Origin of the sequence: Streptomyces sp. NPDC059582 (genome assembly GCF_042735715.1) — a bacterium.
Classification (GTDB): Bacteria; Actinomycetota; Actinomycetes; order Streptomycetales; family Streptomycetaceae; genus Streptomyces.
In genome coordinates this window covers 12,768-33,862 of record NZ_JBHWCC010000062.1, presented here as the reverse complement: position 1 = coordinate 33,862, position 21,095 = coordinate 12,768, and the positions used below count along the sequence as shown (strand labels likewise).

17 protein-coding genes are annotated in these 21,095 nt (G+C 71.7%); 11 read left to right on the top strand and 6 right to left on the bottom strand.

Going from position 1 to position 21,095, the window contains the following annotated elements:
- Positions 1 to 149: 149 nt before the first annotated feature.
- Complete coding sequence (locus ACFV0T_RS35985; RefSeq protein WP_003975777.1) at positions 150 to 413, bottom strand: WhiB family transcriptional regulator; 264 nt, start codon at positions 411 to 413, stop codon at positions 150 to 152.
- Positions 414 to 1,091: 678 nt separating this feature from the next.
- Here ACFV0T_RS35985 and ACFV0T_RS35980 point away from each other — a divergent pair.
- The 4 genes from ACFV0T_RS35980 (at position 1,092) to ACFV0T_RS35965 (ending at position 5,159) form a co-directional block, all read left to right on the top strand.
- Complete coding sequence (locus ACFV0T_RS35980; protein ID WP_385788776.1) at positions 1,092 to 1,652, top strand: cysteine dioxygenase; 561 nt, start codon at positions 1,092 to 1,094, stop codon at positions 1,650 to 1,652.
- Positions 1,653 to 1,767: 115 nt separating this feature from the next.
- Entirely contained in the window at positions 1,768 to 2,727 is a 960-nt protein-coding gene (gene cofD, locus ACFV0T_RS35975; RefSeq protein WP_385788774.1) for a 2-phospho-L-lactate transferase, read from the top strand.
- Positions 2,724 to 4,034 (top strand): coenzyme F420-0:L-glutamate ligase, encoded by a 1,311-nt coding sequence (locus ACFV0T_RS35970; protein WP_385788772.1) that lies wholly within the window; start codon positions 2,724 to 2,726, stop codon positions 4,032 to 4,034. Before cofD ends, ACFV0T_RS35970 begins: the two co-directional genes overlap by 4 nt.
- A gap of 123 nt (positions 4,035 to 4,157) precedes the next feature.
- Positions 4,158 to 5,159 (top strand): DNA-3-methyladenine glycosylase family protein, encoded by a 1,002-nt coding sequence (locus tag ACFV0T_RS35965; protein ID WP_385788771.1) that lies wholly within the window; start codon positions 4,158 to 4,160, stop codon positions 5,157 to 5,159.
- Between the two features lie 371 nt (positions 5,160 to 5,530).
- Here the strand turns inward: ACFV0T_RS35965 and ACFV0T_RS35960 are convergent, their stop codons facing one another.
- A complete protein-coding gene (locus ACFV0T_RS35960) occupies positions 5,531 to 6,613 on the bottom strand; it encodes a sugar phosphate nucleotidyltransferase (protein ID WP_385788769.1) in 1,083 nt (360 codons plus the stop codon).
- Positions 6,614 to 6,776: 163 nt separating this feature from the next.
- Positions 6,777 to 8,312, bottom strand: a complete 1,536-nt coding sequence (locus ACFV0T_RS35955) for an N-acetylmuramoyl-L-alanine amidase (protein ID WP_385788767.1) — start codon at positions 8,310 to 8,312, stop codon at positions 6,777 to 6,779.
- A 140-nt stretch (positions 8,313 to 8,452) separates the two neighbouring features.
- Here ACFV0T_RS35955 and ACFV0T_RS35950 point away from each other — a divergent pair, with 140 nt between their 5' ends.
- The 4 genes from ACFV0T_RS35950 to ACFV0T_RS35935 all read left to right on the top strand — a co-directional run bounded on the left by ACFV0T_RS35950 (position 8,453) and on the right by ACFV0T_RS35935 (position 14,909).
- Complete coding sequence (locus tag ACFV0T_RS35950; protein ID WP_385788765.1) at positions 8,453 to 9,211, top strand: TIGR03089 family protein; 759 nt, start codon at positions 8,453 to 8,455, stop codon at positions 9,209 to 9,211.
- A gap of 730 nt (positions 9,212 to 9,941) precedes the next feature.
- A complete protein-coding gene (locus ACFV0T_RS35945; RefSeq protein ID WP_385788763.1) occupies positions 9,942 to 11,162 on the top strand; it encodes an LCP family protein in 1,221 nt (406 codons plus the stop codon).
- 244 nt (positions 11,163 to 11,406) lie between these two features.
- The gene (locus ACFV0T_RS35940) at positions 11,407 to 13,176 is read left to right on the top strand and encodes an LCP family protein (RefSeq protein ID WP_385788761.1); all 1,770 of its coding nucleotides are present in this window, start codon (positions 11,407 to 11,409) and stop codon (positions 13,174 to 13,176) included.
- Positions 13,177 to 13,253: 77 nt separating this feature from the next.
- On the top strand, positions 13,254 to 14,909 hold the full coding sequence (locus ACFV0T_RS35935; RefSeq protein WP_385788759.1) for an LCP family protein: 1,656 nt from the start codon (positions 13,254 to 13,256) through the stop codon (positions 14,907 to 14,909).
- A 104-nt stretch (positions 14,910 to 15,013) separates the two neighbouring features.
- Here ACFV0T_RS35935 and ACFV0T_RS35930 read toward each other — a convergent pair whose 3' ends face one another.
- On the bottom strand, positions 15,014 to 16,042 hold the full coding sequence (locus tag ACFV0T_RS35930) for a glycosyltransferase family 2 protein (RefSeq protein WP_385788757.1): 1,029 nt from the start codon (positions 16,040 to 16,042) through the stop codon (positions 15,014 to 15,016).
- Positions 16,043 to 16,270: 228 nt separating this feature from the next.
- On the opposite strand from ACFV0T_RS35930, the gene ACFV0T_RS35925 reads away from it, so the two are divergent.
- The 3 genes from ACFV0T_RS35925 (at position 16,271) to ACFV0T_RS35915 (ending at position 19,071) form a co-directional block, all read left to right on the top strand.
- Positions 16,271 to 17,635, top strand: a complete 1,365-nt coding sequence (locus tag ACFV0T_RS35925; protein WP_385788807.1) for an LCP family protein — start codon at positions 16,271 to 16,273, stop codon at positions 17,633 to 17,635.
- 159 nt (positions 17,636 to 17,794) lie between these two features.
- Entirely contained in the window at positions 17,795 to 18,157 is a 363-nt protein-coding gene (locus ACFV0T_RS35920; RefSeq protein WP_385788755.1) for a four-helix bundle copper-binding protein, read from the top strand.
- A gap of 143 nt (positions 18,158 to 18,300) precedes the next feature.
- Positions 18,301 to 19,071, top strand: a complete 771-nt coding sequence (locus ACFV0T_RS35915; protein WP_385788805.1) for a class I SAM-dependent methyltransferase — start codon at positions 18,301 to 18,303, stop codon at positions 19,069 to 19,071.
- Between the two features lie 10 nt (positions 19,072 to 19,081).
- Here the strand turns inward: ACFV0T_RS35915 and ACFV0T_RS35910 are convergent, their stop codons facing one another.
- Positions 19,082 to 19,729 carry an HAD family hydrolase gene (locus ACFV0T_RS35910; protein WP_385788753.1) on the bottom strand — a complete coding sequence of 216 codons (648 nt, stop codon included), beginning with the start codon at positions 19,727 to 19,729 and terminating at the stop codon, positions 19,082 to 19,084.
- On the bottom strand, positions 19,722 to 21,035 hold the full coding sequence (locus tag ACFV0T_RS35905; RefSeq protein WP_385788751.1) for an LCP family protein: 1,314 nt from the start codon (positions 21,033 to 21,035) through the stop codon (positions 19,722 to 19,724). Before ACFV0T_RS35905 ends, ACFV0T_RS35910 begins: the two co-directional genes overlap by 8 nt.
- Positions 21,036 to 21,095: the final 60 nt, after the last annotated feature.

Below are 21,095 nucleotides of genomic sequence, written 5' to 3'. Positions count from 1 at the left end.
GGAGGACAGCGGTGCGTCTCGGACGAGCGACCACACTATCGGCTGGGCAGCACAGCGGCCCGCCGCCTGTGGATAACCCACCCGCGACGGGCCGTTCGTGATGTTTTGTCCGTGCCGGTCCGTCCGCTGTGGCGGTCCGTGCCGTTCGGTCAGACGGCGGCCTTCTTCAGCCGGCGGCGTTCACGCTCGGACAGACCGCCCCAGATGCCGAAGCGCTCGTCGTTGGCGAGGGCGTACTCGAGGCACTCGGAACGGACCTCACAGGCGAGGCAGACCTTCTTGGCCTCGCGGGTGGAGCCGCCCTTCTCGGGGAAGAAGGACTCGGGGTCGGTCTGGGCGCACAGCGCGCGCTCCTGCCAGCCGAGTTCCTCGTCCGCGTCGTCGACCAGCAGTTGCTGCACCAGCTCGGTCATGTGCGCCCCTCGTCTGTCTTTCGCGTCCCCGTGCCGTGGCCGTCTACCGATTTCGGCTGAACGACACGAGTGAAATTACAAGTGTGCTGCTCCGGGCGAGTCAAGCCGAGATCTGCTATTGGGCCCCTTATTCACTCTGCGGAACCAAGGTCAAGCGGAAAGTGTTCAAATCGCCATAAACCTTGACACGCAAGCGAGGACCCGAACGGGCCTATCGGCCCGACGCAAGACCCTGTACGGGGAAAGACGCCAAGATGTTCGATCTCGTTCCGACGCGCGCAACGAGGCTTGCGCGCCCGGTTGTGCGCCATGTGTCCCGATGGGCGTATGAACAAACCTTTCACCTGGGAGATGAACCGGAAGAGGTGAAACATGTCCCACATACCGGGCGTCGAGTTGACAGTGCTGGTGTGAACCGGTGTGCTTGTGGGCATGCTCGCGAACTCGGTACTCACCTCGACCCGCTCCGCCGGGTCACTCGGTGTTGCCCGCGCTCGCTGTAGCTGTTGCTGTTGCAGTTGTTGAGCCCAACGCGCTCCTGCTGCGACTGAGTCCACCGCGACTCGGCTGCTTGTTCCCCACGCCCGCACCAGGGCACCCCTGTCGCCCGTGATCCGGGCGGACGGCACGTGACACCCAGCCAGCCAAACTCTTCCGCCGAGGGACCACCGCACCCCCATGAACAGCGACAGCGACCTCCAGATCGCGGGCGACCTGCTCGAAGTCCCGCACCTCCTCCAGCCGCCGCGCGAGCACCCGGCCACCGTGGCCGACTTCGTCGGTCTGGCCCGTTCCATCGCCGCGGACCGCGCCCAGTGGGCGCACCTCGTCCGTTACGACGCCACCACGCGCTGGTACCACCGCCTGCGCACCGGTCCCGGCTACGAGGTGTGGCTGCTGTCCTGGGTGCCCGGCCAGGGCACCGGACCGCACGACCACGGCCGTTCCTCCGGGGTGCTGACCGTCCTGGAGGGCACCCTCACCGAGCGCACCGAGCGCGGCACGCGCGCGTTGACCGCGGGCGCGATGACGTCCCCGCTCGACCGGGACCGTGAGTGGGGGCGGGTCTTCGGACCGGGATACGTGCACGAGGTGGTGAACGACGCGCTGGAGCCGGCGGTCAGCCTGCACGTCTACTTCCCCGGTCTGACCGAGATGCCGATGCACGACTCGCGGTGCTCGACACCGGCGACGTACGACTCGGTGGACGTCGACCCGGTGGACGTCGTGAGCGCCTGAGAGTGCGCGGGTCGTCCACAGCCCGGGGTTGCCCGCGGCCCGGGGATGTCCACAGTCCGGGGGTTGTCCACAACCGCCTGCCGCGTTGGCCCGGTCGCCTGCGAGACTTGCCCTCATGCGCATTGTGGTTCTGGCAGGCGGCATCGGTGGTGCCCGGTTCCTGCGCGGTCTGAAGCAGACCGTGCCGGACGCGGACATCACGGTCATCGGCAACACAGGGGACGACATCCACCTCTTCGGGCTGAAGGTCTGCCCGGACCTCGACACGGTGATGTACACGCTCGGCGGCGGCATCAACGAGGAGCAGGGCTGGGGTCGGGCCGACGAGACGTTCCACCTGAAGGAGGAGCTCGGGGCCTACGGCGTCGGGCCCGAGTGGTTCGGGCTGGGCGACCGTGACTTCGCCACGCACATCGTGCGGACACAGATGATCGGCGCCGGGTATCCGCTCAGCGCGGTCACGGCGGCGCTCTGCGACCGCTGGAAGCCAGGCGTGCGGCTGATCCCGATGACGGACGACCGCGTCGAGACGCACGTGGCCGTCGAGATGGACGGTGAGCGCAAGGCGATCCACTTCCAGGAGTACTGGGTACGGCTGCGGGCGTCGGTGACGGCGGAGGCGGTCGTGCCGGTCGGCGCCGAACAGGCGAAGCCGGCGCCCGGGGTCCTGGAGGCGATCGCGGAGGCGGACGTCGTCCTCTTCCCGCCGTCCAACCCGGTCGTCTCGGTCGGCACGATCCTCGCCGTGCCGGGCATCAGGGAGGCGATCGCCGACGCCGGGGTGCCGGTGGTGGGCCTGTCCCCCATCGTCGGGGACGCGCCCGTGCGCGGCATGGCCGACAAGGTGCTCGCGGCGGTCGGCGTGGAGTCCACGGCCGCGGCGGTGGCCGAGCACTACGGCTCGGGCCTCCTCGACGGCTGGCTCGTCGACACCGTGGACGCGGGCGTGGTGGACCGGGTCGAGGCGGCCGGGATCCGCTGCCGGGCCGTACCGCTGATGATGACCGACCTCGACGCGACCGCGCGGATGGCCCGGGAGGCGCTGGCGCTGGCGGAGGAGGTGCGGGAGACGTGAGCGACGTGTCTGCCGACGGCTTCAGAGTCTGGGCCGTACCCGGGATCCCGGAGGTGGCCGCGGGCGACGACCTCGCCAAGCTGATCGCCGCCGCGGAACCGGGCCTGGCCGACGGGGACGTGCTCCTCGTCACCTCGAAGATCGTGTCCAAGGCGGAGGGCCGCGTCGTCGAGGCGGCCGACCGGGAGGCCGCGATCGACGCCGAGACCGTACGGGTCGTGGCGCGGCGCGGACCGCTGCGGATCGTCGAGAACCGGCAGGGACTGGTGATGGCGGCCGCCGGGGTCGACGCCTCCAACACCCCTTCGGGGACGGTGCTGTTGCTGCCCGAGGACCCGGACGGCTCCGCCCGTTCGATCCGGGACGGCCTGCGGGACACCCTGGGCGTCAACGTCGGGGTCGTCGTCACCGACACCTTCGGGCGCCCCTGGCGCGCGGGGCTCACGGACGTCGCGATCGGCGCCGCCGGAGTGCATGTGCTGGACGATCTGCGCGGGGGCACGGACGGGCACGGCAATCCGCTCAGCTCCACCGTGGTCGCGACGGCGGACGAACTGGCCGCCGCCGGTGATCTGGTGAAGGGCAAGGCCGCCGGGCTGCCGGTCGCCGTGGTGCGCGGGCTGGCGCACACGGTGTCCGAGGGCGACACGGAAGGGGCGCGGGCCATGGTGCGCGACGCGCGCGACGACATGTTCCGGCTGGGGACATCGGAGGCGGTACGGGAGGCGGTGACCCAGCGCCGTACGGTACGGGCCTTCACGGACGAGCCCGTCGATCCGGCGGCCGTACGGCGGGCGGTGGCCGCGGCGGTGACGGCGCCGGCACCGCACCACACGACACCGTGGCGGTTCGTGCTGCTGGAGTCCGCGCCGTCACGGACCGGGCTGCTCGACGCCATGCGCGACGCCTGGATCGCCGACCTGCGGCGGGACGGCAAGAGCGAGGAGTCCATCGCCAAGCGGGTGCGGCGCGGCGAGGTGCTGCGCGGGGCGCCCTATCTCGTCGTGCCGTGTCTCGTCATGGACGGGTCGCACACGTACGGGGACGCGCGGCGGGACGGTGCCGAGCGGGAGATGTTCGTGGTCGCGGCCGGGGCCGGGGTGCAGAACTTCCTGGTCGCGCTGGCCGGGGAGCGGCTCGGGTCCGCGTGGGTGTCCTCGACGATGTTCTGCCGGGATGTCGTGCGCGAGGTGTTGGGGCTGCCGCGGGACTGGGATCCGATGGGGGCCGTCGCGGTCGGACATCCCGCCGAGCAGCCGAGACCGCGGCCGGAGCGGGACGCGGGGACGTTCATCGAGGTGCGGTGACGGGGGCGGGGCGGGCCCCTACTCTCGTAGGACACCTTCGGCTCTCGTAGACGCCTCGGGGCTGTCCCGTAGGACGACTCCGGACTTTCGTACAACATCTTCGGCATCCCTGGGATCTCATCCGTGGCAGGACGTTTCACTCCGCGTCCCACGCGTACGACCGTGCGCGGCGGCCATGTCGCCGTGCCCGGGGGCGTGCCGCGCCCTGCTCCCGCGCCGGGACGGGTGCGGACCTGGGTGCCGGACGGTCCGCTCGATCTGGGGCTGGTGCTGGGGCCGCTGCGGCGCGGGCCGGCGGATCCCACGTTCCGCACGACGCCGGACGGGTCCGTGTGGCGGGCCAGTCTGACGCCCGCCGGGCCCGGGACGCTGCGGGTCGCCGCGCGCGGGGCCGAGGTGCGGGGTGAGGCGTGGGGGCCGGGCGCGGAGTGGCTGCTGGAGCGGTTGCCCGAGCTGCTCGGCGCCGCGGACGAGCCGGCCGCCTTCGAGCCCCGGCACCGGCTCGTCGCCGCCGCGCGGCATCGGCGGCCGGGGCTGCGGCTGACGCGGACCGGGCTGGTGCTGGAGTCGCTGATCCCGTCGGTTCTGGAGCAGAAGGTCACGACGGACGAGGCGTACCGGGCGTGGCGGTTGCTCGTACGGAAGTACGGGGAGCCGGCGCCGGGGCCCGTGAACGGGCGGATGTGGGTGATGCCCGCGCCGCGGACTTGGGCGCTGATTCCGTCGTGGGAGTGGCATCGGGCCGGGGTCGACAACAAGCGGGCGTCGACGATCCTGCGGGCCGTGCGGGTCGCCGCGCGGCTGGAGGAGGCGACGCGGATGGCGCCCCCGGAGGCGCAGGCACGGCTGGAGGTCGTGTCCGGGATCGGGCCGTGGACGTCGGCGGAGACCGTGCAGCGCAGTCATGGGGCGCCGGACGCGGTGACCGTCGGGGATCTGCATCTGCCGGGGATCGTGGGGTGGGCGCTCGCCGGGGACCGGGACGCGGACGACGCGGTGATGCTGGAGCTGCTGGAGCCGTATGCGGGGCAGCGGCATCGGGCGGCGCGGTTGATTCTGCTGAGCGGGAGGGTGCCGGCGCGGCGGGCGCCGCGGATGCCTCGTGGGGACATCGGGCGGTTGTGAGGTGCGGGGCGGTTTTGCGTGCCGCCGCCTCGAGGTGGGGGCTGTGCCTCGGGGCGGGGTGAGGTGCGCTGGGGTGTGCCTCGGGGTGGACAGGTGGCCGGGGGCGAGTGGTCGTCGGCGTCGGTGCTGGGGTCGGGTGGGTCGCGCGGCCCGGCGTTGACGGGGTGCCGCCCGCGCCCACCCGTGCCGCCCCAGGCGGCACAGCTGCCCGCGGGTTGACGGGGAGGGCGCGGTCCCGCGGGTGTCCCCGGGTGACAGGGGCGGATGCGGGGTGTCGGGGGCTTGGGGTGTGGCGCCTGGGGCAACTGCGCTACAGCCGGAGGTGGGTGGGGGCGCCTGGGCGTGCGGTGGCGCCCCCGGGTGGGTGGCGGTTATTGGTCGGAGGAGAAGCGGACCGAGCCTGCCGGGATTCGGGCGTCGCACCAAACGCGTACGCCGTCGCGGAGTTCGTTGTCGGCGCCGACGACCGCGCCGTCGCCGACGACCGTGCCGGTGAGGATGGAGCGCCGGCCGACGCGGGCGCGGGTGCCGATGAGGGAGTCGGTGATGACCGCACCGGGTTCGATGACGGCACCGGGCAGGATCGTGCTGCCGAAGACGCGGGCGCCCTCCGCGACGAACGCGCCCTCTCCCACCACCGTGCCGCCGGTCAGCTTGGCGTCGGGGGCGACCGTGGCCGTCGGCAGGATGAGGCGGTCGCCGCAGCGGCCCGGGACGGCGGGCGAGGGGGCGCGGCCGAGGACCAGGTCCGCCGAGCCTCGTACGAAGGCCGCCGGGGTGCCGAGGTCGAGCCAGTACGTCGAGTCGACCAGGCCCTGGAGGTGGGCGCCCGCGGCCAGCAGGCCGGGGAAGGTCTCGCGTTCGACGGAGACCGGGCGGTCGCCCGGGATCGTGTCGATGACCGAGCGGCGGAAGACGTACGCCCCCGCGTTGATCTGGTCGGTGACGATCTCCTCGGGTGTCTGGGGCTTCTCCAGGAAGGCCAGCACGCGGCCGGTCTCGTCCGTGGGGACCAGGCCGTAGGCGCGCGGGTCCGTCACCTTCGTCAGATGGAGGGAGACGTCCGCGCCCGACGACTCGTGCGTGCGCACCAGCGCCCTGATGTCCAGGCCGGTGAGGATGTCACCGTTGAAGACCAGTACCGGGTCCTCGGGGCCGGAGTGCAGCCGGGACGCGACGTTGCGGATCGCGCCGCCGGTGCCGAGCGGCTCCTCCTCCGTGACGTACTCGATGTGCAGGCCCAGCGCCGAGCCGTCGCCGAAGTGCGGCTCGAAGATCTCGGCGAGGTAGGACGTGGCGAGGACGATGTGGTCCACGCCCGCCGCTCTCGCTCTCGCCAGCTGGTGCGTGAGGAACGGCACCCCGGCCGCCGGGACCATGGGCTTCGGCGTGTGCACCGTGAGCGGGCGCAGCCTGGTGCCCTTGCCGCCGACCAGGAGGATCGCTTCTGTCACCTGTCGTCTCTGCTTCCTGCCGGGACCGGCCGAACTGTCTTTCGGCCGGCCAGTGTATGCAGACCGTTCGTTGGCGCCTTCGGTTGCCGCGCGGTGTCCGTCACTGTTCCCGGCTGTCCCCCGACGGCGGTGAATGTGCCCCGCCGAACGTGCCCCCCGGCTGTCAGCGTCCCTGGTAGCGGGCCGCGGTCTTGCGGGCCGAGCCGAGCTTGCCGTAGAGCTGCCGTCCTGGGCACTCCGTGGCGAAGCCGTCCCGGTGACCGGAGATCACGTTCAGTCGTACCTTCTTACCTTTTCGGTAGAGATTGCCACCGCCGGACGTCAGATATGTCTTTCCGTTCGGATTGGCGCCGAAGAGACCGAGCTTCCATGCCGTCAGCCGGGCGATGGCCGTCACCGCGGCGGAGCTCGGTTTGGTGGAGCCGAACGTGCCCAGCACGGCGATCCCCATGCTGTTGGTGTTGAAACCGAGGGTGTGGGCACCCCGGACCGCCTTGGTCACTCCCCCGGCGCGGCCCTCGTAGATGTTTCCGCACTTGTCGACGAGGAAGTTGTAGCCGATGTCCCGCCAGCCCATGCTCTTGACGTGGTAGCGGTAGATACTGCGGATGAGTGACGGCACCTGCGAACACTTGTACTTGTTGCCGGACGCCGTGTGGTGCACGAAGGCGGCCTTGACCTTCGACGTGTAGACGAACCCCTTCTCCCGCAGGTTCTCGTCCGCGCCCCAGCCGCGCCGCGTGACGATGCGCGGTCGCGGACCGATGTACGGCTGCGCCCGCGGTTGTTCCGCCGGGTCGACGGTGGGCAGGGTGAGCAGTTCCTGCTCGGTCTGCTCCCGGGTCAGCGCCGGGATCTCGGTCGCGCCGAGCGGTACGAGGTCGGTGTTGGCGGCGGAGGCGGCGGCCACCTCGGCGGTCAGATGGCTTTCGGTGGCCGGTTCGCCGTCGACGTCCGGCGGACTGAGGACGGCACGGGCGCGCACGGCACCCGCGCGCGGGGCGGCCACCGGCGCCTGACGGGGGCCCTGCTGTGCGACGGGGGCGGCCGGGCCGGGGTTCGCGTCTCCCGGGTCGACGAGTTCGAGGCGCAGCCCGGAAGGGAGCGGGGCGGCGGGCGGAGCCACGATCCGCGGGCCCCGGCCGGTCTCCTCGACGTGGCCCGCACCCGTGCCGGACTCGGCGCGGACGCGCACCTCGACCCCGTCCGAGTCGCCCACCCACAGGGGCGCGGTGGCGCCGCGCACACGGCCCGAGGTGCGCTCGGCGGTGTCGGGGTCGGCGCCGTGGTCGGCGTTGTGCGTGTCGACGTCCTCCCAGCCGGACCAGGTGCCGGTGCCGGCGGCGCGGGTGCGGACCTGGACGCGGCCGTGCAGCTCGACGTCCGGGGCGTCCCAGACGACGCCGACCAGGGAGAAGCGGTGTACGTCGCGGCGCGGCAGCCCCTGTTCGGCGGCGAGGGCGCCGGGGGTGCGCGCGACGGAACCTCTGCGGTCGGGGGCCAGGGGGGCGAGGGGCAGCGACTGGGTGCTGCCGGGCAGGTCCGGCGCGGTGGCCCGGACCGGGGCGGGGGCGGCGGCCTCCGCGGTCGGCGCCTGACTCGCGGACACCACGGCCGCCGCGGCGGCCGGCGGGGTCAGCGGCAGGGCGAGAGCGGCCGCGCAGGTGACACCGATCGAGGAAGCAAGCAATCCACGCATGCTGCCGATCCTGGACATAGCCATATATATCTGTCCATCGGAGAACTGACGGGCCGTCGGGTGTCGTTCCGCCGAACCGGTGGCCTGCGGTCAGCCCGCCGGTGGGTGTGCGGGGGCGGCGCCCGCGTACGCTTGCGCGGGTGAACGCCACCGATCGCACCCCTGCCGACCTGCTGCGTTCCGCGCTCGCCGCGGATCCCGCGCGCCCCCTGGTGACCTTCTACGACGACGCCACGGGCGAACGTGTCGAGTTGTCGGTAGCCACCTTCGCCAATTGGGTGGCCAAGACCGCCAACCTCCTCCAGGACGGACTGTCCGCCGAACCGGGCGACCGGGTCGCGCTGCTGCTGCCCGCGCACTGGCAGACGGCGGTGTGGCTGCTGGCGTGTTCGTCGGTGGGCGTCGTCGCGGACGTGGCCGGGGATCCGGCGCGGGCCGACTTCGTCGTGGCCGGGCCGGGACGGTTCGAGGCGGGGCTGGCCTGCCGGGGAGAGCGGTACGCGCTGTCGCTGGCGCCGCTCGGGAGGCGGTTCCTGCCGGGACCGCCGGAGGGCTACGCCGACTACGCGGTGGAGGTGCCGACGTACGGCGACCGGTTCGCGCCGTACGCACCCGTGGACCCGGAGGAGCCCGCGCTGATCGTGGCCGGGGCGGAGTTCACGGGGGCCGAGGTCGTGGAGCGGGCGCGGGCCGACGCGGCCGGGCTGGGGCTCACGGGACCTGGGGCCCGGCTGCTGACGGGGCTGCCGTACGACACCTGGGAGGGGCTGAGCGCCGGGCTGTACGCGGCGCTGGCGAGCGGAGGCTCCGTGGTGCTGTGCCGGCACCTGGAGGAGCTGGGGGACGAGGGGCTGGCGAAGCGGATCGAGAGCGAGCGGGTGACCGCGACGGTTCGCTAGCCGCTGGGCTCCGGGAGTGGGGGCGTTCACCGGGCACCCGGGCTGCCCTTGCGGTGGGGGCGTTCACCGGAAACCCGGGGCTACCCCGCGGTGGGGGCGTTCACCGGAAACCTGGGGCTGCCCCTGCGGTGGGGGCGTGGCCCACACTCCGGCACCGATATGGCAACGGCGCGCGGGACGAGCCGCACGATCCGGAACCGATACGGCACCGGCGCGCAGGGCGAGCCGCACGATCCGGAACCGATACGGCACCGGCGCGCAGGGCGAGCCGCACGATCCGGAACCGATACGGCACCGGCGCGCAGAGCGAGCCGCACGGTCCCCGACCGACACCACACCCGCCCGCGAAACGAACCACACGACCCCCGACCGACACCACACCCGCGCGGACATCACACCGGGCCGGGGGCCGGCCACCGACGGCGGGAGGACCCCGGCGACGGGCCGGGCACGGCCCTGAGGTGGGGCGGGGGCACACGGGAGCCAGGCCAGGGACCCGGCCGGGGGCGAGCGGCCCGGAGGGGCCGAGGTACAGACGGGAGCCAGGTCAGGGACCAGTCGGAGGTGGCCCGGGGGCGGTGCGGAAGTGGGCCGGGGACCGGAAGCCGAAGTCCCCCATTCGGCGCAGTCCCACCCGCACCCACGGCCCCGGCGCGCCATGGTCGTAGGAGCAGCACGAGACGCCCAGCCCACACGACACGCTCGAACGCCATGAGGGGTGGACCCAGACGTGACCGACACCTCAGGCCTGCCCTCCGGGCCGAACGGCGACGACGCGGCCGAGGTCGTCCCGGGCCGGGGCGCCGCCGGGCCGGGCGCGGGGGCCTCCGCGACCGGCCGGGGGCTGATACGGCGGCGTGAGCGGCGATGGGTGCAGGGAGCGGCGATCGGGGTGGTCCTCCTCGTCGTCGGCGCGGTCGTGGTCGGGTGGACGGTGTACGCGACGCTGAACGGCAACATCACCGCGGACGAGGCGGCCGCCGCCGAGCTCGCCCGGTACGAGAAGGAGCGGCCCACGTCGCTCGTGCGTGACGCGCAGAACATCCTGCTGATCGGGTCGGACTCGCGCTCGGGGGACGAGAACGCGAAGTACGGACGGGACTCCGGGACCGAGCGGTCGGACACGACGATCCTGTTGCACCTGGCCGCGGGGCGAGGCAGCGCCACCGCCGTCTCGCTGCCCCGCGACCTGATGGTGGACGTGCCCTCGTGCCTGCGCCCGGACGGCAGCCGTACCGAGCCGATGTTCTCGATGTTCAACTACGCCTTCGAGATGGGCGGATCCGCCTGCTCGGTGCGCACCGTCGAGAAGCTCACCGACATCCGCATCGATCACTACATCGTCGTCGACTTCAACGGGTTCAAGGACATGGTGGACGCGGTCGACGGGGTCCAGGTGTGCCTGAAGGAGCCCGTCGACGACAAGGCCGCCAAGCTGCGGCTGCCCGCGGGCCGTGTGACGCTCGACGGCGAGCAGGCCCTCGGATACGTCCGCGCCCGCAAGTCCCTCGGCAACGGCAGCGACACCGACCGGATGGACCGGCAGCAGCGGTTCCTCGGGGCGCTCGTGAACAAGGTCCAGAGCAATGACGTACTGCTGAATCCCGGCAAGCTCTACCCCGTGCTGGACGCGGCGACGTCGTCGCTCACCACCGACCCGGATCTGGCGAGTCTGCGCGGACTCTACGAACTCGTGCGCGGGCTGCGCGATCTTCCCACCGAACGCGTGCAGTTCCTGACCGTTCCGCGGGAGTCGTACGTCTACAACGCCAATCGCGACCAACTGGTGGAGCCGGAGGCCGAGCGGCTGTTCGAGCGGCTGCGCCGGGACGCGCCGCTGGAGGTCTCCGAGGACGCCGCGCAGAATTCCGGCGATTCCGGTGCGAAAGCTTCCGCCTCCCCCACCCCCACCTTCCACGGCAACACGGCCGCCGAAGCGGGCTGCGAGTAAAGCACTCACCAAGCCGAGGGACTTCCGCGAACTCCAGTTCAAGGAAATGGGCGTATTGCCCAGTTGTAGGGACGTGGAATTTGTCACCATCGTCGCTTGACGCTGAACTGGGCAGATAGTGTGAGCGCCCCGGTGCACCCGGCCGCGAGGTCCTTCCTTGGGTCGCGCACTGAGTGACCGTGACCCGAGCGCCTTTCAGGGGGGAAAAGGCGCCGCGTGGCCCCGACGGAGGATTCGGACAACCGTGGACGCGCAAGGCCGTGGGCGGGCGGACAACATCGACCCCGCAGACCAGTGGGTACTCAATCCGAACACCGGCGAATACGAACTGCGACTGACTCCTTCCGCACCGCAATCAGCGGTTCCCGGGCCTCGTAGATCCGCGTCACGCGGAGCCGGCGGCTCGGGTGCGGACGCGGGTGCCGTACGCAGTCGTGTCGCCGCGCCCGGACGGGAGACGGAGGCGCCGGGCCGCGAGATCCCAGCGCCGCGCCGACGCCGTGGCGAGCCAGAGGAGCCGCCGCCCGGACGGAGGGGGCGGCGGCCGGCGAAGAAGAAGTCGCGAGCGAAGAAGATCGTGCTGTGGACCGGCGGCACGATGGCCTTCGTGCTGGTCGCGGCCGCCGGTGCCGGCTACCTCTACATCGAGCACCTCAACAGCAACATCCAGTCGTCCCCGGACGACGGCGCGAGCACCGGTGGCTTCAACAAGGACAAGGCGATCAACGTCCTGGTGATCGGTACCGACAAGCGCACCGGCTCGGGCAACGAGGGCTACGGCGACTCCGGCAGCGTCGGCCACGCCGACACCACGATCCTGTTGCACGTCTCCAAGGACCGTACGAACGCGACCGCCCTCAGCATCCCGCGTGACCTGATCGTGGACGTTCCGGACTGCCCGACCACGCAGGAGGACGGCTCCAGCAAGGTCATCCCGGGCACGGACGGTGTCCGCTTCAACACCAGCCTCGGCCAGGACGGCCGTACGCCCAGCTGCACCATGCGCACGGTCACCGAGCTGACCGGGATCACCCCGGACAACTTCATGGTCGCCGACTTCAACGCGGTCAAGTCGCTGACCACGGCGGTCGACGGGGTCGACGTGTGTCTCGCCAAGGACATCAAGGACCCCGATTCACACCTGAATCTCAAGAAGGGCACGCGGCACATCGAGGGCGAGACGGCACTCGCGTTCGTACGGACGCGGCACGCCGTCGGCTTCGGCGGCGACCTGAGCCGGATCACGCTGCAACAGCAGTTCCTGAGCGCGCTGATGCGCAAGCTGAAGTCCAACTCCACCCTCACCAGCCCGACCAAGATGGTGAAGGTGGCCGAGGCGGCCACCAAGGCGCTGACCGTGGACTCCCAGCTCGACAGCATCAACAAGCTGAAGGACCTCGGCCTGGAGATGGGCAAGCTCGACCCCAAGAACCTGACCTTCACGACGGTGCCGGTGCTCGACAACCCCGCCGAGAAGGTGAAGGCCACGGTCGTCGTGAACGAGAACACGGCCCCCACCGTCTTCCAGTTGATCCAGGACGACGTCTCCTTCACCGAGGTCGCGGCGGAGAAGAAGAAGGCCAAGGACCAGGAGGCCGCGGCGGCCGCCAAGCGGCTCCAGGGAACCAAGTCCTCGGCCTCCGAGGTGCGGGTGCGCATCCTCAACGGCGGGGCCGTCGCCGGAAGTGCACAGAAAACTCTTAACTGGTTGCAGATTGAAGAGGGCGTAACGAAGTCGGAGAATGCAGGCAACGCGTCGACGGCGCTGAGCAGGACAACACTTGAGTACGCGCCCGACCAGGCCGACCAGGCACGCAAGCTCGCCGCGCTCATGGGTCTCTCCGGATCCGCGCTGAAGCCCGGCAAGAGCGTGACCAACTCGCAGGGTCTGCCCGCGATGACGCTGACTCTCGGCAAGGACTTCAAGGGCGCGGGCGTCTCGCTGACCGCGCCGACGAAGGTGCCGGACACCGTCGACACGTCCACAGCGGACAAGGTTGAGTGCGCCAAGTGACCTAACGGGTCCGTCACGCGTCTTAGAAGGCGCGGGGCGGACCCGTGTGTCAGGCGCAGGGTGGGGAGGGCTGGGAGTTGGCGCAGAGCAGCGTGCGGGGGGAGGCGCCCGCGGTGGAGGGCACGACGTCGCTCACACCGCAGGACCGGAACGTACCGGTGGACCAGGGACAGCGCGGCGGTGGGGGCCGTCAGCGCGGTGGCGACGGCACCGGCGGCACCGGCGGCACCGGCGGCACCGGCAAACCGGGCCGCAAACGGCGCGTGTTGCGCTGGTCGGCGACGGTGATGGCGGTGGTCATACTCGGCACCGCGGGTGCCGGTTACCTGTACTACCGGCACCTGAACGGGAACATCCAGAAGGACGCCCTGAACATCGGTGACGAGAAGGACAGGGCGGCGCAGACGCAGGCCAACTCGGCGGGCCAGACCCCGCTGAACATCCTGCTGATCGGTTCGGACGCCCGGGACACCGAGGAGAACCAGAAGCTCGGCGGCGCCCGGGAGACCTTCGGCGGCGTTCCGCTCGCCGACGTCCAGATGCTGCTGCACGTCTCCGCCGACCGCTCCAACATGTCGGTCGTGAGCATGCCGCGCGACACCCTGCTCGACATCCCCAAGTGCACGGACCCCGACACCGGCAAGGTGTACGCGGCGAGCACCTCGACCGTGATGACGAACGAGTCGCTGGGCCGCGGCGGTCCGGGCTGCACGGTGGCCACCTGGGAGAAGCTCACCGACATCCACATCGACCACTTCATGATGATCGACTTCGCGGGTGTGGTGTCGATGGCGGACGCCATCGGCGGGGTCCCGGTCTGTGTGAGCGACAACGTCTACTCGCACACCTCCACCGGCCACGGTTCGGGCCTCAAACTGAAGGAGGGCACGACGTCGATCAAGGGCAAGCAGGCCCTCGAGTGGCTGCGCACCCGGTACGGCTTCGAGGACGGCAGTGACCTCGCGCGCGCCAAGGCGCAGCACATGTACATGAACTCGATGGTCCGCGAGCTGCGCGCCAGCGCGAAGCTGAGCAGCCCGAACAAGCTGCGCAAGCTCGCCGAGGCGGCCACGCAGGCGATCACCGTCGACGACGGTCTGGGCACCATCACGAAGATGTACGACCTGGCGACCGAGCTCAAGAAGGTGCCGACCGACCGCATCACGATGACGACGATGCCGAACGAGTACGTCGGCGCGCGCGTGAAGCCCACCGAGGACGCCGCGAAGCTGTTCCGTCTGGTGCGCGAGGACATCGCCCTCGACGGCAAGGACAAGAAGAAGACCACCACCGCCACGCCGGCGGCCGAGGACCCGGCGGCCGCGGACGACCGGATCGCGGTCCAGGTCCGCAACGCCACCCGCACCAGCACCCTGGCCCCGGCCGCCGGGCGGGCGACGGCGGTGACGCAGCTGCTGGTCGGCAAGGGCTTCACCGAGGCCAAGGCGGACACGTCGGCGGCCACGGCCGAGGAGACCACGCTGGTCCGTTACCCGAGCGCCGACCTCAAGGGCGACGCGGAGCGGGTCGCGAAGGCCCTGGGCATCCCGGCGACCGCGGTGGAGAAGTCCACCGACGTGTCCGGGGTGACGCTCGTGGTGGGCGCGGACTGGCGGTCGGGTACGGCGTACAAGGCGCCGGCGGGCGACGACAGGACGCCGGAGTCGGCGGAGGCGATCAACGCGTCCGACACCTCGCAGTGCATGCAGGTCGACCCGGACTACACCTGGTAGGCCACCGCCACCCGCACGCACATCGGCCCGGACCGCGGGAACACGGTCCGGGCCGAGACGTTTCTGCGAGGCCGCTCACCCGCAGCTCAGGCAGCTCAGGCAGCTCAGTGGGAGCTGAGCACCGCGGGACGCCGGGACGCCATGACCTTACGGGCCAGCGACCGGGGGCTGGTGAGGAAGCCCCATCCCCACGACATGTGCATGGTGGCCAGCGCCACGGGGATCCGCAGCCGTGCCTTCAGCGGCAGCCCCTTGCCCGCGGGCAGCGACCCGGCGGCGATCGCCGCGAGGTAACCGCCGGGGATCACCAGGCCCCACGGGGTGAGCGCCGCGCCCACCACGACACCCGCGGCGATCGCGCACACCGCGGTCGGCGGGGCGAGGTAGCGCAGGTTGATGGAGCCCTCGTGGTAGCGGGCGACGACGTGCCGCCAGCGGCCGTAGTCCTTGTACTGCTTGGCGAGCGCCCGCACGCTGGGGCGCGGCCGGTAGGACACCTTCAGCTCGGGCGAGAACCAGATGAGGCCGCCGGCCTCCCGGATCCGGAAGTTCAGCTCCCAGTCCTGGGCGCGGATGAACTCCTCGTTGTAGCCGCCCTGCCGCTCCAGCGCCTCGCGCCGGAAGACGCCCAGATACACCGTCTCGGCCGGGCCGGCCTGTCCACCCGTGTGGAAGGCGGCGTTGCCGACGCCGATCTTCGAGGTCATGGCCGCGGCGACCGCGTGCTCCCAGTCGTTCTCGCCCTCGGCGTGCATGATGCCGCCGACGTTCTGCGCGCCGGTCTCCTCCAGGAGCCGTACGGCGGTGGCGATGTAGTTCGGCGAGAGCATGCCGTGGCCGTCGACGCGGACGACGATCGGATGGCGGGAGGCCTTGATCGCGGCGTTCAGGGCGGCGGGCGTGCGACCGGTCGGGTTCGGCACGGTGTGCACGCGCGGATCTTCGCGGACGAGTTCGGCGGCGATCTCGTCCGTACGGTCCGTGGACGGACCGATGGCGATCACGACCTCCATCTCGCCGGCGTACTCCTGCGCGAGGATCGCTCGGACGGCTCCGCGCAGATGCCGTTCCTCGTTGAGGACGGGCATGATCACGGACACGGCGGGAAGCTGCACGTCGGACTTGGCGTTCATCGGTGCTCACGTTACCGCGAACGGGGGACACCGGTGCGCGCCGCCGGGCACTGACCCGGGCGACAGATCGTATCGGCCTACTGTTTCCACGGATCCCACGTACGGCCCTCGTCCGGAGGTGTCCCCTTGCCCACACCGCCCCGCTCGCCCGCCCGGCCGCAGCGCCGCCCGCAGCCGTCCCGCCGCCCGCCGCGGCCACCCGTACGGCGCAGGAAGCCGCGCTGGGCCATGCGGGCGGTGACGACGCTGTCGGTGGTGGTGCTCGCCGCCGCCGGGATCGGGCACTCCGTGGTCGCGAGCCTCGACGCGGGCATCGCCCGGGTCGACCCCTTCAAGGACATGAAGAACCGCCCCCGCGCGGGCCACGGCATGAACGTCCTGCTGGTCGGCACCGACGGCCGCGAGAAGATCACCGAGGCCGAGCGGCGCGCGTACCGGCTCGGCGGCGCGCCCTGCCACTGCACCGACACGATCATGATCGTGCACATCTCGGAGGACCGGCGGCGGGCCAGCGTGGTGAGCCTGCCGCGCGACAGCTACGCCGACACGCCCGCGCACACCGACCAGACCACCGGCAAGGAGCACAGCAGCCACTCGCTCAAGCTGAACGCCGCGTACGCGGAGGGCGGGCCGCAGCTGACCGTGCGCACGGTCGAGAACATGACCCATGTGAAGATCGACCACTATCTGGAGGTCGACTTCACCAGCTTCATGAAGACGGTGGACGTGCTCGGCGGTGTGCGGATCTGCACCACCCAGCCGCTGAAGGACTCCTACACCGGACTCGACCTCCCGGCCGGCGCCCACACGCTGAACGGCGGGCAGGCCCTCCAGTACGTCCGCTCCCGGCACGTCGACGGCGCCTCCGACCTCGGCCGGATGCAGCGCCAGCAGCGCTTCCTGGCGGCGTTGGTGGACCGGGCCACGTCCTCCGGGGTGCTGCTGAACCCGATCCGGTTCCGGGACGTCACCCGGGCGGTGCTGAGCTCGGTGCGCGCGGACAAGGGCTTCGGCACGGACGAACTGCTGGACCTCGGCCGGGCGATGCGCGACTTCTCGCCGTCCTCCTCGGAGTTCACCACCGTGCCCATCGGTCAGATGGGATACGCCGTCAAGGGCATCGGCTCGACGCTGAAGTGGGACCCCGTCAGGTCCGGGCGCCTCTTCCAGGCCCTGCGCGACGACCACCCCCTGGCCGCTCCCCGTCCCCGCAGCACGGCGGTGCGGGTGGCGGTGGCACCGCAGCAGATCCGGGTCCAGGTGGAGAACGGCACCGGCACCGCCGGGCTCGGCAGGCGTGTGGACGCCGCCCTGGCCGCCACCGGCTTCCGCACCACCCACCGTCCCGTGAACGCCGCCGACCGCGCCGTCGCGCGCACGGTCATCGCCTACGACCCCCGCTGGGACCGCTCGGCGAAGTCCCTCGCGGCCGCCCTGCCGGGCAGCGAACTGCGGCCGGTGCCCGACCAGGGGGCCGTACTGAGGGTGATCGCCGGGTCGGACTTCCGGGAGGTGCGGAAGGTGCGGGCGGAGGACCAGCAGTACCGGGGCCGGTTCGAGGCGGCCCGGGGTGACGAGGTCGGGTGCGCGTAGCGGCGGGTGAGGGCGCGTCGGTCACGCCGTACGCGATCACGGCGTGGGGGCAGGCCGGCCCGGTCCGGTCGGGCCCCGATGGCGAGGGGCGGCCGGGAGGCGTACGACGGAAGGGAACGGGGCCCGCGCCCGGGCCCCTCTCAGCCCCTGGGAGAAGCCATGACCCAGCCCGGAACCATGACAGCCATGAGCAAGGAGATGCAGGACTGCGTCGAGGCCTGCATGGCCTGCCACACGACGTGCGAGGAGACCATGAGCTCCTGCCTGCACAAGGGCGACCAGGCCCAGATGCAGATCATGCGCGCGCTGATGGACTGCTCCGAGATGACCCGCATGTGCGCCGACATGATGATGCGCCGCTCGCCGATGTCCGCCGAGATGTGCGCCATGTGCGCGAAGGCCTGCGACATGTGCGCCGAGGCGTGTATGTCCATGCCGGACGACGAGCAGCTGATGCGCTGCGCCGAGTCCTGTCGCCGCTGCGCCGAGTCGTGCCGCTCGATGGCGAGCGTCCGGATGTGACGTCGGCCGGCACATGAGGTCGGCCCGCACAGGACGTCGGCCCGACCGGCTTCGAGGGCACCCCGCGGGGTGCCCTCGTCGCGTCGTGGCAGGCCGGCCGCGTGATCAGTGCGACGGAGGCCTTCGACGCGGCCGAGCGGGCGATGTGGGACGGGCGGGCGACGGCGTACGCGGCGAGTTTCGCCCGGCTGTGCGCGCACCCGGTCGGGGCGCTGCTGGACGCGGCGGGCGTGACCGCGGGGACGTACGTCCTCGACACCGGGACCGGCACGGGTACGGCGGCGGTGGCGGCCCGGGCGCGCGGGGCGCGGGTGCGTGCCGTGGACGCCGACGCCGGGATGGTGGCGGCGGCCCGTGGCCGGGGGATCGACGCGCGGGTAGCCGTGCTGCCCGGCCTGCCCTTCCCGGACGGCGAGTTCGACGCCGTCGTGGGGAACTTCGTCGTCAACCACGTCGGCCGCCCGCGGGCCGCGCTCGCCGAGTTGCGGCGGGTGCTGCGGCCGGGCGGGCGGCTCGCGGTGACGCTGTGGGCGGGCGGGGGCCAGGCCGGGATGGAGTTGCTGGGACGGGCCTGCGAGGCCGCCGGGGCCGTACCGCCGGCGTATCTGCCCCGCCTCGACCCGGCCGAGGACTTCCCCCGGACCCCGGAGGGTCTCGCCGGACTGCTGACGGACGCAGGTCTCGCGGCGGCCGAGGGCGGCACGCTGCACTGGGAGCACCGGGCGGGCGTGGAGGAGTGGTGGGGCGGCGCCGCCGCCGGGATCGCCACGATCGGGCGCGTCGTCACCTCGCAGACCCCGAAGACCGTCGCCCTCATCAGGCGGGAGTACGACCGCCTGGCCGCCGGGGTCACCGACGGCGACGGCCTGCTGACGCTGCCGCACACGGCGCTGCTGGGACACGGGACGGCGTAGCCGCGCCCGGTCAGCCGAACAGCGGCTCCAGGGCCCGCGCCAGGTCCGGCGCCGTACGGAAGTGCACGGTCCGCATGCCCAGGGCGGCCGCCGCCTCGACGTTCTCCGCGGTGTCGTCGACGAACAGGCACCGGTCGAGACGGACGCCCGCCCGGGCCGCCGCGAGTTCGAGGATGCGGGGGTCGGGCTTGGCGAGGCCCACCCGGGCGCTGCTGACGACGTGGTCGGCGAGGTCGGTCAGCCCGAGCGACTCGAGGTCGGCCTCCAGACCCAGCGTGGCGTTGGTCACGAGGACCAGCGGCACCCGGGTGCGGACCCGGCGCAGCAGGGACACCACCGCGTCGTCGGCGTGGAAGGGCGACTCCAGCAGGGCGGTGCCGAGCTCCCAGGCCGTCGCCTCGGGCACCAGCCCGGCCAGGCCCTGGGCGATGGACTCCACCCACTCCTGCTCGGTGGCCAGGCCCAGCAGTACCGGCAGGTCGACCTCCGGTGCGAAGGCCACCTTCATCGTGGTGCCCTCGGCCAGTCCGGCGGCGCGCTCCAGCGCCTCCAGACCGGACGGGTCGAAGTGCCGTACGACGTTGTCGACGTCGCACAGCACCGCGTCGAACGGCCTTCTGTGCCCGGGCGAGGCGGCCGCGCCGGTCGGGTCAGTCACTCGACACCGTGACCTTCTCGTCGTTGTTCAGCTCGTTCACCAACGTCTTGACCTTGGCCTTGTCCCAGACGAGGTTGCCGCCGGAGGAACCCGAGATCGGCATGTTCATCGAGACGCCGTCGCCGCCGTTGACGCCCTTCATCGCGAAGAACATGGAGCCCAGGTCCCACAGACCCATGTCCTTGTCGACGATCAGGGAGTCCAGGCCCGCGCCCATGGTCGGGTAGAGCTTGAAGGGGTTCAGGACCGTCGAGGGGGTGGCCACCTGGTGGGCCAGCGCGGCGAGGAACTTCTGCTGGTTCTTCGTGCGCTCCAGGTCGGACGCGGCGAAGGCGTGCCGGGTACGCACGAAGGCCAGGGCCTCCTCGCCGTTCAGGGTCTGCTTGCCGGCCTTGAAGTCGGCGCCCGAGTACTTGTCCTTGAACGCCTTGTCGATGGTGATGTCCACGCCGCCGACCGCGTCCACGATGCTCGCGAAGCCGTTGAAGCCGATCTCCACGTAGTGGTCGATGTGCAGGCCGGTGTTGAACTCGACCGTGCGCACCAGCAGCGTCGGCCCGTCCTCGGCGTACGCCGCGTTCAGCTTCCTGTGCCGGCCCGTGCCCTTGAAGGTCTTGCCGGACTCGGAGCCCTGGTACGTCGGTATCTCCACGTCCGAGTCTCGGGGCAGCGAGATCAGCGTGTCGCCGTTGCCGCCGACGTGCAGGATCATCATCGAGTCGGTGCGCTTGCCCTCGGCGGAACCGGTGTGCAGCGCCTTCTTGTCGGCGGCCGACAGGCCCTCACGGCTGTCGGAGCCGACGATGAGGTAGTTCGTGCCGTCGCCCGCCTCGGGCCGGTCGATGACCGTCGACAGGTCGACCTCGCGCCGCAGCTTGCCGTCGGCCCAGAAGTACGTGCCGATCGTCGTCACCGCGAGCACGGTCACCACGGTGATCGCCGTCCACTTGATACGGCGGCGCCAGTTCGGCCGGGGCCGCGCCCCGTACGCACCGGGGCCCTCCGGACCACCGGGACCGCCGCCACCCGGCGCGCCGTAGACGTGGCCCGTGTTGTAGCCGCTGTCGTAGCCCTGGCCGTCGTCATAGCCCTGGCCGTCGGTGTACGACGGCTGCTGCGGGACGCCGCCTCCGTACGGCGGCGCGGACGGACCGGGACCGTAGCCGCCGCCCTGTCCGGGCGGAGCCGTAGGGCCACGACGGACCTGCCGCATCACGCGCGCACTCTCGGGCTGTGCGTTCGCGCTGCCGCGTCCGTACTGGCGGCCACCGTTTTCGTCGGACCATGCCTCGGGCCAATCGCTCATGGGCCCCAGTGTGCAGGGATCCCCCATGTGGCTTACAAGGGTCGTCGGAAAATCACAGCC

What these genes read in the sequence shown, in the direction of transcription:
- ACFV0T_RS35985 (WP_003975777.1), bottom strand. Translation starts at nt 413, where the DNA reads ATGACCGAGCTGGTGCAGCAACTGCTGGTCGACGACGCGGACGAGGAA.
- ACFV0T_RS35980 (WP_385788776.1), top strand. Translation starts at nt 1,092, where the DNA reads ATGAACAGCGACAGCGACCTCCAGATCGCGGGCGACCTGCTCGAAGTC.
- cofD (WP_385788774.1), top strand. Translation starts at nt 1,768, where the DNA reads ATGCGCATTGTGGTTCTGGCAGGCGGCATCGGTGGTGCCCGGTTCCTG.
- ACFV0T_RS35955 (WP_385788767.1), bottom strand. Translation starts at nt 8,312, where the DNA reads ATGCGTGGATTGCTTGCTTCCTCGATCGGTGTCACCTGCGCGGCCGCT.
- ACFV0T_RS35930 (WP_385788757.1), bottom strand. Translation starts at nt 16,042, where the DNA reads ATGAACGCCAAGTCCGACGTGCAGCTTCCCGCCGTGTCCGTGATCATG.
- ACFV0T_RS35925 (WP_385788807.1), top strand. Translation starts at nt 16,271, where the DNA reads ATGCGGGCGGTGACGACGCTGTCGGTGGTGGTGCTCGCCGCCGCCGGG.
- ACFV0T_RS35920 (WP_385788755.1), top strand. Translation starts at nt 17,795, where the DNA reads ATGACCCAGCCCGGAACCATGACAGCCATGAGCAAGGAGATGCAGGAC.
- ACFV0T_RS35915 (WP_385788805.1), top strand. Translation starts at nt 18,301, where the DNA reads ATGTGGGACGGGCGGGCGACGGCGTACGCGGCGAGTTTCGCCCGGCTG.
- ACFV0T_RS35905 (WP_385788751.1), bottom strand. Translation starts at nt 21,035, where the DNA reads ATGAGCGATTGGCCCGAGGCATGGTCCGACGAAAACGGTGGCCGCCAG.